The organism is Nonomuraea mangrovi (genome assembly GCF_042681425.1).
GTDB lineage: Bacteria > Actinomycetota > Actinomycetes > Streptosporangiales > Streptosporangiaceae > Nonomuraea > Nonomuraea mangrovi.
This window is the reverse complement of the sequence record NZ_JBHUFV010000052.1, coordinates 50,918-65,155: the sequence shown is the minus strand read 5'-3', so window position 1 is coordinate 65,155 and position 14,238 is coordinate 50,918. Positions and strand designations below refer to the sequence as shown.

General features: G+C 69.3%; 15 protein-coding genes. 9 read left to right on the top strand and 6 right to left on the bottom strand.

Annotated elements, in window-relative coordinates; genetic code table 11:
• Nucleotides 1-36 precede the first annotated feature (36 nt).
• From ACFSKW_RS35625 to ACFSKW_RS35615, 3 genes are all read left to right on the top strand, one after another.
• Nucleotides 37-729 carry a TetR/AcrR family transcriptional regulator C-terminal domain-containing protein gene (locus ACFSKW_RS35625; protein ID WP_379577428.1) on the top strand — a complete coding sequence of 231 codons (693 nt, stop codon included), beginning with the start codon at nucleotides 37-39 and terminating at the stop codon, nucleotides 727-729.
• Between the two features lie 664 nt (nucleotides 730-1,393).
• Nucleotides 1,394-2,053, top strand: a complete 660-nt coding sequence (locus ACFSKW_RS35620) for a molybdopterin-dependent oxidoreductase (protein ID WP_379577426.1) — start codon at nucleotides 1,394-1,396, stop codon at nucleotides 2,051-2,053.
• Complete coding sequence (locus ACFSKW_RS35615) at nucleotides 2,010-2,756, top strand: cytochrome b/b6 domain-containing protein (RefSeq protein WP_379577424.1); 747 nt, start codon at nucleotides 2,010-2,012, stop codon at nucleotides 2,754-2,756. The genes ACFSKW_RS35620 and ACFSKW_RS35615 overlap by 44 nt, the downstream gene beginning before the upstream one ends.
• Here ACFSKW_RS35615 and ACFSKW_RS35610 read toward each other — a convergent pair.
• Nucleotides 2,716-3,321, bottom strand: coding sequence for a TetR/AcrR family transcriptional regulator (locus ACFSKW_RS35610; protein WP_379577422.1), 606 nt, complete (start codon nucleotides 3,319-3,321; stop codon nucleotides 2,716-2,718). The genes ACFSKW_RS35615 and ACFSKW_RS35610 overlap by 41 nt on opposite strands.
• A gap of 86 nt (nucleotides 3,322-3,407) precedes the next feature.
• On the opposite strand from ACFSKW_RS35610, the gene ACFSKW_RS35605 reads away from it, so the two are divergent.
• Entirely contained in the window at nucleotides 3,408-4,334 is a 927-nt protein-coding gene (locus ACFSKW_RS35605) for an oxidoreductase (protein ID WP_379577420.1), read from the top strand.
• Between the two features lie 67 nt (nucleotides 4,335-4,401).
• Here ACFSKW_RS35605 and ACFSKW_RS35600 read toward each other — a convergent pair whose 3' ends face one another.
• Nucleotides 4,402-5,142 (bottom strand): hypothetical protein, encoded by a 741-nt coding sequence (locus ACFSKW_RS35600; RefSeq protein ID WP_379577418.1) that lies wholly within the window; start codon nucleotides 5,140-5,142, stop codon nucleotides 4,402-4,404.
• Between the two features lie 299 nt (nucleotides 5,143-5,441).
• On the bottom strand, nucleotides 5,442-5,855 hold the full coding sequence (locus ACFSKW_RS35595) for a VOC family protein (RefSeq protein WP_379577416.1): 414 nt from the start codon (nucleotides 5,853-5,855) through the stop codon (nucleotides 5,442-5,444).
• A 146-nt stretch (nucleotides 5,856-6,001) separates the two neighbouring features.
• Between ACFSKW_RS35595 and ACFSKW_RS35590 the strand changes: the two genes are divergently transcribed.
• Together ACFSKW_RS35590 and ACFSKW_RS35585 are read left to right on the top strand one after the other, a co-directional pair.
• On the top strand, nucleotides 6,002-6,874 hold the full coding sequence (locus ACFSKW_RS35590) for a sigma-70 family RNA polymerase sigma factor (protein WP_379577414.1): 873 nt from the start codon (nucleotides 6,002-6,004) through the stop codon (nucleotides 6,872-6,874).
• Entirely contained in the window at nucleotides 6,871-7,350 is a 480-nt protein-coding gene (locus ACFSKW_RS35585; RefSeq protein WP_379577412.1) for a VOC family protein, read from the top strand. The genes ACFSKW_RS35590 and ACFSKW_RS35585 overlap by 4 nt, the downstream gene beginning before the upstream one ends.
• Before the next feature lie 715 nt (nucleotides 7,351-8,065).
• On the opposite strand, the gene ACFSKW_RS35580 is transcribed toward ACFSKW_RS35585, so the two are convergent.
• Nucleotides 8,066-8,272 (bottom strand): hypothetical protein, encoded by a 207-nt coding sequence (locus ACFSKW_RS35580; protein WP_379577391.1) that lies wholly within the window; start codon nucleotides 8,270-8,272, stop codon nucleotides 8,066-8,068.
• A 506-nt stretch (nucleotides 8,273-8,778) separates the two neighbouring features.
• Here ACFSKW_RS35580 and ACFSKW_RS35575 point away from each other — a divergent pair.
• Nucleotides 8,779-9,414, top strand: a complete 636-nt coding sequence (locus tag ACFSKW_RS35575; protein ID WP_379577411.1) for a cysteine hydrolase family protein — start codon at nucleotides 8,779-8,781, stop codon at nucleotides 9,412-9,414.
• A 75-nt stretch (nucleotides 9,415-9,489) separates the two neighbouring features.
• Here the strand turns inward: ACFSKW_RS35575 and ACFSKW_RS35570 are convergent, their stop codons facing one another.
• Nucleotides 9,490-11,289 carry an ABC transporter ATP-binding protein/permease gene (locus ACFSKW_RS35570; RefSeq protein ID WP_379577409.1) on the bottom strand — a complete coding sequence of 600 codons (1,800 nt, stop codon included), beginning with the start codon at nucleotides 11,287-11,289 and terminating at the stop codon, nucleotides 9,490-9,492.
• A gap of 511 nt (nucleotides 11,290-11,800) precedes the next feature.
• Here ACFSKW_RS35570 and ACFSKW_RS35565 point away from each other — a divergent pair.
• Both ACFSKW_RS35565 and ACFSKW_RS35560 read left to right on the top strand, forming a co-directional pair.
• Nucleotides 11,801-12,238, top strand: a complete 438-nt coding sequence (locus tag ACFSKW_RS35565; RefSeq protein ID WP_379577603.1) for a VOC family protein — start codon at nucleotides 11,801-11,803, stop codon at nucleotides 12,236-12,238.
• Nucleotides 12,239-12,277: 39 nt separating this feature from the next.
• Nucleotides 12,278-12,451 carry a hypothetical protein gene (locus ACFSKW_RS35560; RefSeq protein WP_379577408.1) on the top strand — a complete coding sequence of 58 codons (174 nt, stop codon included), beginning with the start codon at nucleotides 12,278-12,280 and terminating at the stop codon, nucleotides 12,449-12,451.
• A 71-nt stretch (nucleotides 12,452-12,522) separates the two neighbouring features.
• Here ACFSKW_RS35560 and ACFSKW_RS35555 read toward each other — a convergent pair whose 3' ends face one another.
• Nucleotides 12,523-14,070, bottom strand: a complete 1,548-nt coding sequence (locus ACFSKW_RS35555) for an MFS transporter (RefSeq protein WP_379577406.1) — start codon at nucleotides 14,068-14,070, stop codon at nucleotides 12,523-12,525.
• Nucleotides 14,071-14,238 lie beyond the last annotated feature (168 nt).

Genomic DNA, 14,238 nt, shown 5'->3' with positions numbered 1-14,238 from the left:
TGAGTTGAACTAAGTGCAACTGGATATTCTCAGCCCATGCCGCGCGACACGCTGACCAAGCAACAGATCGTCCTGGCCGCCGTCGACGTCCTCGACGCCGAAGGCGTGAACGGCCTGAACATGCGGCGGCTCGGGGCCCAGCTGGGCTCGGCGGCCACGGCGATGTACTACCACGTGCAGAGCAAGGACAAGCTGGTGGTGCTCGCCGCCGATCACGTCTTCGGCGAGATCGAACTGCCCGACCTGGGCGCGGTCGGATGGCGCGAGGCGGCGGCGACGCTGGCGCGCGGTGCCCACGAGATGATCATCCGGCATTTCTGGTTGATACCGGCCATGAGCACGCACCTCATCTACGGTCCCGGCAAGGCCCGCTACGACGAGCACTGCCTGGCCGTCTACGAAGCGGCGGGATTCACCGATCGGGACGCGGACCAGGCCGCCGCGACAGTCCTGATGTTCGTGATCGGCGCCGCACAGGGCGAGGCGGCGGAGTCGGCCTGGCGGGCACAGCTGCGCCGCGCGGGCGCCGACGAGGAACGGCAGCTGCGCGACACGATCGCGCACATCAGCGAGATCGCTCAGCAGTTCCCCCGCCTGCGCGCCCGTACCGCGCCCTCGACGGACGCCGCCGCCGCCCAGCCGGCCGAGGCGACCTTCGAGTTCGGTCTGCGGGCCGTCCTCGACGGCCTGCAGTCACGACTCGCGGCCGGCTCGGCCCGCCCTCGTTGACGCGGGCCGGCGTCACCATCTTGACAGGTGACGATTGGGTTACGAGTATCGTCACCAGTTAGAAGGGTGACGTGACCGTGTGGACCCGTCCAAGGGGAAGTGCCATGGCTGTCAGCTACACCGCGGTCGTCACCGCGACGGGCGAGGGCCGCGACGGAGGTCGCATGGCCGCCGACGGCGGACTCCTCGACCGGCGGCTGCCAGGCGTTTCCCGCCCATCCGTCAACGAAGGAGCATCATGTCGCATGTATCGAACTACGTGAAGGCGCTGTCGGTGGCCGTGCTCGTCGTGGCCGTCGCCCTTGCCTGCTTCGCCCAGGTCTTCTGAGCAGGGAGACGTGAACACGGAGGACGCGTGAGGCGCCGCGCTCGCGCGCCGAGTTCGGCGAGGCGGGTACCGGGCGACCCCGGTCGGTCTACCGGATGCGCACGCCGCCTGGTCGGCCGGTTCCGGAGTCAGGGCGGCCGTACGGAACCGGGTACCCGCGAGCAAGGGGGTGACGGCCACTCCAGACATCGGAGGGGAGCGCATCCCGAGCAAGACTGACGAAAGTCTTACGGACACCCGCCATCGCTGGCCAACGGGAGTCGCGGCTGCTCGAATCGCGAGGTGACTGATGTACGAAAGGGACCCGAAAGCGGTCCACCCATAGCGCGACGGGTGATGTTCTCGATGCTCGGTGCCGGTGCCGCCGGCCTCGTCACCGCGCCCTACCTGCAGGGCGGCTGGGAGAAGGTCCTCGGGGCCGTCTCGCGGAACGACCCGACCGGACTCACCGAGCTGCTGCCCGATCCGGCCGGCTTCCGTTACTTCAGCGTGGCGGCCTCGGTGCCCCGGAAGGACAGGACGAACTACCGGCTGACGGTCGACGGTCTCGTGGACCGTCCTGCGACGTACACGCTCGACGCCCTGCGCGCGTTGCCGCAGACCAGGGTCGTCGGTGACGTGCAGTGCACCGACGGCTGGCGGGTCCCGAGGACGCCCTTCGAAGGGGTGCCGCTCTCGCACCTCCTCGACGCGGCGGGCGTGCGGCCCGAGGCCAGGGCGGTCCGCTTCACCTGCTTCGACGGCGTGTACAGCGAAAGCCTCACGCTCGCGCAGGCACGCCGTTCCGACGTGCTGGTGGCGCTGAAGATGCTCGGCGAACCCGTCACCCACGATCACGGCGGGCCCGTGCGGCTCTACGTGGCGCCGATGTTCTTCTATAAATCGGCCAAATGGCTTTCCGGCATCTCTGTCACCGACAAGGTCATCCCTGGCTACTGGGAGGAGTACGGCTATGACGTCGACGGCTGGCTCGACGGGGCCGACAGGTCCGCCTGAGCGCTCTCGGCGCATACCGCGGTTCACCCGCGCCGAGCGGTCGGTCCACCGCGCCACAGCCGTGCTCATGCTGCTGTGCGTGGGAGCGGCGGCCTGCCTGTACGTCGCGCCCCTCGCCCAGCTGGTCGGCCGCCGCCACCTGGTGGTCGTCGTCCACGAGTGGTCGGGGATCCTGCTGCCGGTGCCGTTCCTGCTCGGGCTCGCCTCGTCCGCGTTCCGCGCCGACCTGCGCAGGCTGAACCGCCTGGCGCAGTACGACAAGGAGTGGCTGCGGGCCGTCCGCAGGCGCTGGACCTCGCCTGGTCTGCGGCCTGCCGGCAAGTTCAACGCCGGGCAGAAGATCTACGCGGGGTGGATCGCCGGAGCTGTGCCGATCATGATGTTCACCGGGCTGCTCATGTGGTTCACCGGACTCCTGCCGGTGATCTCCCGGACGAGCGCCATCTTCGTGCACGACGTGACGGCGCTGGCCATCGGTGTCGTCCTGCTCGGGCACCTCCGGCTGGCCTACCGGGATCCGCAGGCGCGGCGTGGGATGCGCACGGGCTTCGTGGAGCCGGCCTGGGCGGCGAGGGAGCACTCGGAGTGGATGGAGGAGGACCGCGCCGCAGGACTCTCGTCGCCGTCCGGCCGGGGCTTGGGGCGCCGGGAGGGGGAGCGCCTCATGGGGCGCCGAGGACGCCGGCGCGCGCGGCGGCCATAGCGATCTCGGCCGCGTGGTCGGCGGTGTGCTCGTCGACGGGCTCGCCGGTGACCAGCAGCCGGAAGTACACCGGAGCGGCCAGGGCCTTGAGAAGCGTGGAAGGGTCGGTGCGGGGCGGCAGCTCGCCCCGCTCGACGGCGCGTACGACCACGGGTTCGGCGCGCCCGAACCGGTCGTCGAAGATCTGGCGCCTGGCCTCGGCGACCCCTGGCACGTCGGCGGCGCCGGAGAACATCGCCGCCAGCAGCGCCCGGCCGGTGGGTCCCGTCATCATGCGGACCAGCGACCTGGCCAGCTCGCGCAGGTCGGACTCCACCGAGCCGGTGTCGGGGATCGGCACGTCGGTCGCCGACCGGTCCGACAGCGCGTCGACGACCAGGCTCTCCCTGTCCTTCCATCGCCGGTAGACCGTCGTCTTGTGCACCCCGGCTCGCTGGGCGACGCCCTCGACGGTCAGCGCGGCGTAGCCCTTCTCGACGAGTTCGGCCAGCGTCGCGGCGTGGACGGCCACCCGTACCTTCTGGCCGCGTCCTACCGCGGCAGGGCGCGGGGAAACACCTTCCATTGCAACTCCAAGTTGCGTTATCGGTGGATGTGATGTCACGATCACTCTATCGCAACTCTGAGTTGCAATGAGAGAAGGGTTCGACCATGTGGACACTCGACTCCATCCCCGACCAGTCAGGACGGGTGGCCGTGGTGACCGGCGCCAACAGCGGCATCGGCCACGTCACCGCCGGCGAGCTCGCCCGCCGCGGCGCCCACGTCGTGCTGGCCTGTCGCAGCCTCGACCGCGGCAGGGCGGCGCTCGACCGCCTCAGGAACCGGGTGCCGGGCGCGCGGGCCGAGCTGCGCCACCTCGACCTGGCGAGCCTCGACTCCATCCGCGAGTTCGCCGCCGGATGGGATCTCGGGCCGCTGGACCTGCTGGTCAACAACGCGGGCGTCGCGATGGTCCCCTTCGCCAGGACCGCCGACGGCTTCGAATCCCACTTCGGCATCAACCACCTGGGCACGTTCGCGCTGACCGGGCTGCTCATGCCGTACCTGCTGGCCGGACGGGAGCCGAGAGTGGTGACGGTCAGCAGCGAGGGCCAGCGCTTCGCCAGGTTCGACCTGGACAACCTCAACGCCGAGCGCCGCTACAGCGCGCCCTTCGCCTATGTCCAGTCCAAGAGGGCCAACCTCTACTTCTCGGCCGAGCTGAACCGCAGGACGAGCGCAGCCGGCCTGCGCAGCATGGCGGTCGCGCCGGGCCTGACCCGCACCAACGTCCTCACGGGAGGCGCCAACGCCGGTCGCGGCCGCGCGTACCAGAGTCTCATCCGGCTGCTCGTCGCCGCCGCCTTCCAGCCCACCGGCGAGGGCGCGAGGACCTCGCTGTACGCGGCGACGGCTCCCGAGCTGCGCGGCGGCGAGTACATCGCGCCTGACGGACTGCTCGAGCTGCGCGGCCGCCCATCGATTCGGCACGGGCACCGAGCCACGCGTGACACCGGCACCGCGCGCCGCCTGTGGGAGATCTCGGAACGCCTCACCGGCGTGACGTGGAACAGCCCGATCCCCGACACGCGGTGACGAGCCTGCCCCCATCCAGCCGCGTTCACATCAGGATGGCGAGGGTTCTGGTCGCACGCTCTGGGCTTCAGCTGAGCGGCTCGCTGGTCACCGTCCTGGGATCCGGAGCCTTGATCGACACCTTGCCGCCCCACTTGGTGTAGCGGCTGTCGACGGTGATGGTTCTGCCCTCGACGTCCCCGCGGCCCACGACCCCCGTCGCGGTGTACGAACTCCGCACCCCGCTCACCAGACCCGCGGAGGTCAGTGTGAGGGTGTAGGAGACCTTGGTGCCATCGTGCCAGCTGCTTGGGGTCGAGGCCGCGAACCACGGCGAGACCCTCTCGAGCTCCTTGAAGGTGATCGTGCCCGTGACGGTGCTCTTGCCCGGCGTGCCACCCTTGATCAGGGCCGCCAAGGTCTTGGGCTCGGCCGGATTGATGATCTGCCCGTAGAAGCCGAACAGCCCGCCGCCGCGGGTCTTCAACCAGGTCTTGCCCTCTGGCAGCCGCCCGTCCAGCATGCTGCCGGAGACGTAGGTGGTCTTGTCGACGCCGATGGCCCGCTGCCGCTCGGAATCGATCGTCGTGATCGTGACATCGGAGGCTGCGACGCCCCTCTTGTCGAACTGGAAGGCGCCCTTGCGGCTCTGGACCTCCCACTCCTCCTTGTCATCCGACAGAACGGCCTTTTCGGTGAAGCGCACACCGTGTCCGGGCGTCAGCTTGGCCTTCAGCGCAAGGACGGGGTCCATGGGCGCCGCGTGCGCGGGGAAAGCGGTGACCACCAGGGCGCCACCGGCCACCAGTGCCGTGATCATCTTTCTCATGGCGAGGGATCATGTCGGAAACAGATCACAGGCGAGGCACGAGCGGCAGAACGGGGCCGACGGAACAGGCCGAGACGCGATCACAACCCGACTCCAACACCAACGATCTTGGGAGCGGGGCTAAAGGCCTGGTCCGGCAACGCGCGGTGGTTCGGCGTCGACACGAGTTCGCGTCGACGCCGGACCTACTCGTCGGTGGCGGTTACGTCGGTCATGCCGAGGGCTCACCGGTTCTGAGGAGTCCGGCGGCGTGCCCCGGCGATGGCCGCGTCACCCACTCGCCAGAGGCTTTCGTCGGGCTACTCCGCGTAGGGTTGATCCTCTCCCTGGGCGCTGTAGCCGAGGCTCCAGATGTAGCCGTCCGGGTCAGCGAAGGAGCCGCCGTACCCGCCCCAGGGCAGGGCTCCGGCGGGCTTGAGGATCGTGGCGCCGGCCTTTTCGGCCTCCGCGATGATCTCGTCGACCCGCGCCTCACTACGGACGACATAGGTGAGGACCAGTCCGCTGAAGCCACTGCCCTCCGGGCTCGTGCCCACCTGGTCGGCCAGGCCTTCGCGGCCGTAGAAGCCGACTGGCGAGGCTCCATCCGATTCGAAGAACACCGAGATGCCGTAGTCGTCCTTGACCTCCCAGCCGAGCCCCTCTGTGTAGAACCGCCTGGACGCCTCCATGTCCCGGACGCCGAGGAGGATCGAGCTCACGTGCGCTTTCACGCCTTGTCTCCCTTGTGCTTGAGGTGTGCTTGAGGTGATGTGCCGCCTGAACTGGCAGGCCGGACATCCGGGCCAGGCCCGGATGTCACATCGGCGTGGGTTCGCCGGTCACTTGATATGACCGGCGAGACGGAGGAATGTGACAGATGATCGAGCAGGACTGGGTGAGCGAGCGGTTCGCCGAGCACCAAGACCGCTTGCACGCGGTGGCCTACCGGATGCTCGGCTCAACCGGCGAGGCTGAGGACGCGGTGCAGGAGGCGTGGCTGCGGGTCAGCCGCGCCGACACCGGCCAGGTGGAGAATCCGGGAGGGTGGCTGACCACGGTCGTCGCCCGGGTCTGCCTGAACATGCTCGAGGCACGCCGTACCCGGCGTGAGGAGTCGGCCGGAGCGCTGCCGCCCGAGCCGGCCGCGTCGCACGAGAGCATCCACCCGACCAGCAAGGCCGGCCCCGAGGACGAGGCGCTGCTGGCCGATTCGGTCGGTGTCGCGCTGATGGTGGTGCTGGACACGCTGACTCCCGCCGAGCGGCTCGCGTTCGTCCTGCACGACGTGTTCGCCGTGTCGTTCGGCGAGATCGGCGCCATCATCAACCGCTCCCCGGCGGCGGCCCGGCAACTCGCCAGCAGGGCCCGGCGCCGGGTGCAAGGAGCTGCCGGCGCATCCGATGCCGCGCGATCGGCGAAGCGGGAAATCGTCGACGCCTTCCTTGCCGCCGCCCGGGGCGGGGATTTCGCCGCCCTGCTCGAGCTGCTCGATCCGGACGCCGTGGTCGGCGAGATCCGCGGTGGCGACGCGGTGGCGGCCTTCTTCGCCGGACGGGCTCAGGCCGCCCGGCTCGCTCTGGTCGACGGCGTACCGGCGGCCGTCTGGTCGCACCTGGGCCGACCGAAAGCGGTCTTCACGTTCACCGTCAACGACGACAAGATCACCCGCATCGATATCGACACCGACCCCCGCCGGCTCCGCGACCTGGACATCGTCATTCTTACCGCCGGCGCCAAGGAGCGGCGTTGACCCGCACGGATCTCAGGCTCTCGTCCTGCACTCTCGCTGTCCACGACCTCAACGAGGCGCTCGGCTTCTACCAAGACGTGCTCGGCTTCGAGATACGCGACGACGACGGACCCGAGGGGAGGCGATGGATGAGCGTCGGCCCGCCGTCGCAGCCGGACGTGCAGATCGTCCTCGAATCCCCCGGCGCGGACTCTGGTGTCTCGCCGGCCGACCGGCAGGCGATCGCAGAGCTGATGGCCAAGGGCCTGCTGGGTCGTCTCGTCTTCGTGACCGACAGCTGCGACGCCATCTTTGAGCGCATCGAGGCCGCAGGCGCCGAAGTGATGCAAGAACCGATCAACCAGCCCAACGGCGCCCGCGACTGTGCCTTTCTCGATCCCTCCGGCAACATGCTGCGATTCACCCAGCCGCGGCAGGTGGTCCTGACACTCGAATCACGGCAGGCACACGCCGCGACGGGCCGCCCGGCACCCTGAACGCCGCCATCCGTCGCCATCCTCACCCTGGTCCACCACCGGGGCGAGGGCCCGGAACGGCCGGGCGGGTGCCGCGCTCGTCCATGACCGGGAGCGGTGCTCGATCACCGTCGCCGCAACCGTCCCGGGCGCGGCGATGGCCTCGGTGAGGAAGGTGGGACCGGTTTTCGACCTGGTCGCCCGCGCTGCCTACGAACGACTGGCCTACAGTCGCAAGCGTGAGCACGTGCTCGCCGCCATCCGGGGTGCCACCCCACGCGAGGTGATCCGCAGACGGCTCCTGCTGGTCCTGTACGCGCTGGGCACGAATGTCGGGATCGAACGGTCGCCGACGGCGGCGGGCACGGGGAGAACGAGGCGGCGCTGCGCGCGACCCGGTACCTGTTCGTCAACCGCGACAACCTGCGCAACTCGGACCAGACGACCTCCCGTGGGCGTGCGGGCGGTGCCCAGGAGAGGACAGCTGGTCCGGTTGCCGGAGTCCGGGCCCGCTCTGCCTGTCGTCGTGGGGCGGGTGGGCCTCGGGGAGGGTTGTGGTCCGCCTCCTCGGCCTCGCCGGCCATCGGGCCGTCGTGCATGCTTCCCGGCCGTGGTGTGGGGCGTTGGTACCCGACTCGCTGACGAGCAGCGGGGCGGCAACGGCGAAGAGGCGCCGAAAAGCGTGGCTTCTGGCGCCTCTTCGTTTCCCTTTTTCGCAAGATTTCAGAAACGTGTATTAGTTGTTTCTGTTGCTGCCGCCGCCACCCGCATTGGTGCCGCCCAGGCTGATTCCGTTGCCAAGGCCGGGCCTGTCGGCGGATGCGATGTGGTGTGCGGCGGCCACGGTGTCGGTGCTGAAGACATCGGCCGACACGGTCGCGGGTGCGACGAGGGCGAAGGCTGCCACTGCTCCGGCTGCGAGAACGTTCTTCATCGTGAACATGCGGATCACTCCGTGTCTGGTCTCTTGTGCCTGGGCGCGGGGCCCGGGCTGGTTCCCGGAATTATGTGATTAATCCGGATATGTGGTGCTGCAACCGTCGGGGTGGGTTCCGCATTCCGCGAATCGGAGTGATTTCCAATGAAGGGGCATGCCCATACCTCTATTTGACGGTGCAGCTCGACGGCCATAGCAGGGATGCCCGTCTGGGCCGACGGATCCGGCCCGTCGACAGCGCACGTCGCCAGGCGGGGCGAACCGCCGGCGTTCAGCCAGGCTCGTTTCCGCGTCGTCCCGACCGTCGCTGACCGCACACCGCGTGGGCAGGAGGGCCTTCTCTCGGGGTATCACCGCAGGCAGGCAGGTCGTCGTGCGCGTCTGCGGGGCAGGTGACGGAGCGCGGCGTGTGACCTGCCTGCCGACACGGCGACTTCGAGGCTGAGGACGTCCACGCCGTCGTGACACCGCTTCGGGCGCCGAGGCCCGTCATCCAGCTCTGAGGAGGAACCGTGGCCGAGAGCTACGACCCCCGCCACACGGCGGTCCTTCTGGTCGATCCCTACAACGACTTCATCTCCGAGGGCGGCAAGCTCTGGCCCCGCCTCGAGCCCGTGGCGCAGGACGTCGGCCTGCTGGACCACCTGCGGATGGTGATCGCCTCCGCCCGCGCGGCCGGCGTGCGCGTGATGTTCGTCCCGCACCGCCGCTGGCAGGAAGGCGACTACGACACCTGGGGCCACCCGAACCCGACCCAGCGCGGCATCCAGGAGCGGCACACCTTCGCCCGGGGCTCCTGGGGCGGGCAGTTCCATCCGGACTTCCAGCCGCAGCCGGGCGATGTCGTCGCCCATGAGCACTGGGGGCAGAGCGGGTTCGCCAACACCGACCTGGACCTCCAGCTCAAGCAGCACGGCATCACCCACGTGGTGGTCGTCGGCGTGCTGGCGAACACCTGCGTCGAGTCCACCGGCCGTTTCGCCATGGAGCTCGGCTATCACGTGACGCTGGTCCAGGATGCCACCGCCGCCTTCGAGGCCGAGATGATGCACGCCGCACACGAGCTGAACGGCCCGACCTTCGCCCATGCCATCGTCGTCGCGGGAGATCTCGTCACCGCGTTCAAGGAAGCCCGGTCAGGATCCTGACCGGGCGACCGCCCGGGCGAGCCGCGCCGCCGTCACTCGTGTCGGCGGACGGCGGCGGCACCGTCGAAAGGCGTCCTACGCCGCGGACATGCCCCACCGCCCGGCGCCCAGCAGGTTGAGATGGTGGGTGTGGAAGGCGTTCAGGGTACTGCGGTGGCCGACGCTGACGACCATGCACTCGGGCAGGCGTTCGCGGATCAGGCGGTACAGGGCGTGCTCGAGGCCTTCGTCGACGGCCGAGGTGGCCTCGTCGAGGAAGGCCAGGTGGGGCCGGTTCAGCAGGATCCTGGCGAACCCGAGGCGCTGCTGCTCGCCGGGGGACAGGATGCGCGACCAGTAGGCCTCGTCGTCGATCCGGCACTCCAGGTGGCCGAGCTGTACCGCGTGCAGCATCTCGCGCGCGAGCTGATCCGCGATCCGGTCGGGCGGCTCAGGATAGGCCAGGGCGGTACGCAGGCTGCCCATGGGCAGGTAGGGCTGCTGCGACAGGAACTGCGTGCGCCCGCCGGCGGGCCTGCGGATGGTGCCGTGCGCGTGCGGCCAGAGGCTGGCCAGGCTGCGCAGCAGCGTGGTCTTGCCGCTGCCCGACGCGCCTTTGACCAGGAGCGCCTCCCCCGGGCTCATGGTCAGGGTCAGGCCGTCGATGAGCGGCTCGTGGTCGGGACGCCAGACCCTCAGTCCCTCGATCACCAGGGCGCCAGGATGGTCGGCGACGGTCGGCGACGGCAGCCTGCGCGAGTCGTGGTTCGCGTCCATCAGGGCCGTCAGCCGGTCGAGCCCGGCTTGGTAGGCGGCGAAGGAGTCGTAGGAGTTCCTGAAGAAGGACAACGAGTTGTGCACCTGGCCGAACGCGTCGGCGGTCTGGGTGACGTCGCCGAGCATGAGCGTCCCGGCGAAGAAGCGCGGAGCCTGGATCACGTAGGGGAACACCTGCGCCACCTGGGTGACCGAGTCGTTGAACCCCTGCAGTTTCAGCCGCCGCAGGGCGATGATCCAGGTGTTCTTGATGACGGCGGTGAATCTGCTGGCCAGCGCCGCCCGCTCCATCTTCTCCCCGCCGTAGAACGCGATGTTCTCGGAGTGGTCCCGCAGGCGGATCAGCGCGTAGCGGAAGGACGCGGACAGCCCTTCGCGCAGGAACTCCAGCCTGATCAACGGGCGCCCGATCCTGAAGGCGATCAGTGAGGCGACCAGCACGTAGACGTAGGCGAGCACGACCATCGCCCGTGGTACCTCGTGACCGAAGACCGGGATCGGCCCCGACAGCCCCCACAGGATGGCGGTGAACGACACCAGCCGCAGGGCTGCGTCGACCGTGCCGGTCGACAGGTAGTGGGAGTCCTCGACGAACTGCTGGACGTCTTCCTGGATGCGCTGGTCGGGGTTGTCGACCGGCTCTGTCACGTACTGGCTCCGGTGGTAGGCGTGCCCGCTCAGCCAGTCGGTGATCATGTGGTCGGTCAGCCAGGTCCGCCAGTGGATGATGAACCGTTGGGAGACGAGATAGCTGATGAGGGAGCTGATCACGAAGATCGCGGCCAGGACCGTGAAGCGCACGATGGAGACCCAGAAGTCCTGCGCGTACATCTTTCCCAGCGCCGTGAAGATGTCGTTCAGCGCGTACGAGATCAGCACCTGGAGGCGTACCGCGAAGATCGTCAGTGCGAGGATGAGCAGGACCGTGAGGAGCGGCCGCCGGCCGCGCCGGAGGTCGAAGTACGGGAAGGCGAGCCGGCCGAACTGGCGTCCCCACCGCGTGTATCGCGCCAGCAGCCAGACCGCCGCGGCGCTGGCGACGAGGGTGACGATGAAGGCTGTGGCCATCCAGGTGAGGGATGCGAGCCACTCGTGCCGCCAGTCCAGACTTGCGGTCATACTTTCCCCCAGAAAGTCTGATTGATGCCCCGTCGGAGAAAGAACGAGTAATAAGTCCGTTTTCATCCTGCTTTGATGTCATTGCCTCGTGCGTGGTGACGGAGAGCGCCCCCCGCAGACCTTCGACGGCAGGCTGGACGGGCACGTCGAAGTCCGGTAACCGGCCGTCGACCAGGGGCGGGCGGCCAGAGTTGACTTCCGCGCCGGCCATGCGCCCGCGTGGTTCGGCCATGCCACATGCCGATATCTCTTTCGCCCGGATGAGTGGGCGCGGCGCACGCCGGAAGCCGGTGAGGCTCCTGGGACGGATGGTGTTCATTCGATCTGGCGATTTCCTGGTTTATCTCCTCAAAAGCTGGCAGACCGCCTGCCGATAGTTGAGCTGCCGTTCCTGGACTTCGACAGCGAGGGAGACGAGGGTGGGAAGGCAGGACCCCCGCAGGCACAACTCCAGCCCCGGTGGCGTACACAGGCCACCGGCATCGAACGGGGAGGATCCGAGGCCGTGGACATGAAGCTCGAGGTCGTGGTGCTGCCGGTCGCCGACGTGGACCGATCCAAGAACTTCTACAAGGCGCTCGGGTGGCGGGAGGACGCCGACGTCGCCGCCGGTGAGGGCTTCCGCGTGGTGCAGCTGACCCCACCAGGCTCGGCGTGCTCGGTCATCTTCGGCCAGGGGATCACCCTGGCCGAGCCGGGCTCGATGCAGGGCGTGTACCTGATCGTCGACGACATCGAGGCGGCACGGTCCGAGCTCGTCGACCGCGGGGCCGATGTGGGTGAGGTGTTCCACGACGAGGGCGGGGTGTGGCACCACGCCGGGACCGAGGGGCGGGTGCCGGGACCGGATCCGGACCGCACGAGCTACGGCTCCTTCGCCTCGTTCAGCGACCCCGACGGCAACGGCTGGCTGCTCCAGGAGATCACCACCCGCCTACCGGGCCGGTGACCGTGAGCGGGCGGTCGTCTCCGCACGAGGAGTACCGAGATGCCAGTGACCTTTGATTCCGTGGCCGATCTGGCCGAGGCGCTACGCCGTGCGGAGGCCGCGCACGGTCGATACGAGAAGGAGATCGGGCACTACGACACGGACTGGCCCGACTGGTACGCGCAGTACATGATGCACGAGCAGGCCGGGGACGCGGGTACGGCGAGCGGGTGAACGCCGGCTCCTCTGCCTGCCGGCACCAGCGCGCTCCCGCCCGACCGGTCCCCGAGATCCACAACGGCGGCCTACCCGGCCTCATCCGCCCCGCCTGACGGCACGTGCCGCAGCAGCACCATCGCGGCGACGGCCAGCACTGCCACGATGGCGCTCGCGATGGCGCCGGCGAGATTCAGCCCGCTGGTGAACGCCTCCCGAGCCTGCTCCACAACCTGCGCGGCCTCCGGGCCGGGCAGGTCCCCGGCCACGGCGACGGCGCCGGCGAGCGTGTCACGCGCGCCGTCCGCGACCGACGCCGGGAGGCCTTTCGGCAGGGCGGCGCCGATCCCGCTCCGGTACACGGCGGTGACGACGCTGCCCAGGGCGGCGATGCCCAGCGCGATGCCGAACTCCATGCCCGTCTCCGACATCGCCGCGGCCGAACCGGCCTTGTCCGGCGGCGCCGAGCCGACGACCAGGTCCGTACCGAGCACCATCATCGGGCTGATGCCCGTGTAGATGAGCACGAATCCGGTCACCAGCAACGGCAGCCCGCCGACGCTGTCGACCTGAGCGATGAGGGCGTATCCCAGCGCCGACAGGAACAGCGCGCCGCCGAGGACGTACCCGGGGCGTACCCGCCGGGTGATCGCGGGCGTCAGCGAGGAGGCCACGATCAGCGCCGCGGCGGCGGGCAGCAGCCACACGCCCGCCTCGACCGGCGACAGGCCCCCCACCAGTTGGAGGTACTGCGTGATGAACAGGTACAGCCCGCCCATCAGGCCGAGGCCGAGCAGCAGCACCAGCAGCGCGGCGCTGAACGCCCGGTTCCCGAACAGCCGCAGGTCCAGCAGCGGATCGGCCAGCCTGCGCTGGCGCAGCACGAACGCCACACCCAGGACCACACCGGCCAGGATCGTCCCGTACGCCAGGGCGTCCACCCCGTGCTCGGCCAGACGCTTGATCCCGTAGATCACCGGCAGCACCGTGAGCAGGGACAGCGCCACGCTGACCAGGTCGATCCGGCTCGCCCGCGCGTCCTTGTGCTCAGGCAGCAGCAGCGGCGCCGTCACCAGGAGCACCAGCATCACCGGTACGGCGAGCAGGAACACCGAACCCCACCAGAACCACTGCAACAGTGCGCCGCCGAGGACAGGGCCCACGGCGGTGCCGACGGAGAAGCACGTCACCCACACGCCGATGGCGACCCCGCGCTGCCGTGGGTCCCTGAACATGTTGCTGATCAGGGCAAGCGTCGAGGGCATCAGCGTGGCGCCGGTGACACCCAGCAGCGCGCGGGCCGCGATCAGCATCTCCGGGCCGGTGGACAGCGCGGCAAGGACCGAGGCGAGGCCGAAGCCGAACGCCCCGATCATCAGCAGCCTGCGGCGGCCGATCCGGTCGCCCAGGGTGCCCATCGTCACCAGGAATCCGGCGATCATGAAGCCGTAGATGTCGACCGTCCACAGCAGCTGGGTGCTGCTGGGGTCGAGGTCCGCGCTGAGGTGGGGGACCGCCAGGTTCAGCACGGTCGCGTCCAAGGCCAGCAGGATCGTCGGGAGCGTGAGCACGAAGAGCCCGAGCCACTCCCGAGGCCCTGCTCTGAGGCCTGCGGGGCCCTGAACTTCTGTCGTCATGGAAATCCTCCGTGGGTCGTCGATCGCCTGCGGCCGCCGCCGACGGCATCCCTGGGCAGACGGGCGCGCGTCTGCGCAGCCCGGCGGCGGTGAGCACGCCCCACCTTGCGACCGGGCACTCACGAGTTGCTCACATCCCGCTCAAGGCCCACTCCCGGCGCGTAAGGA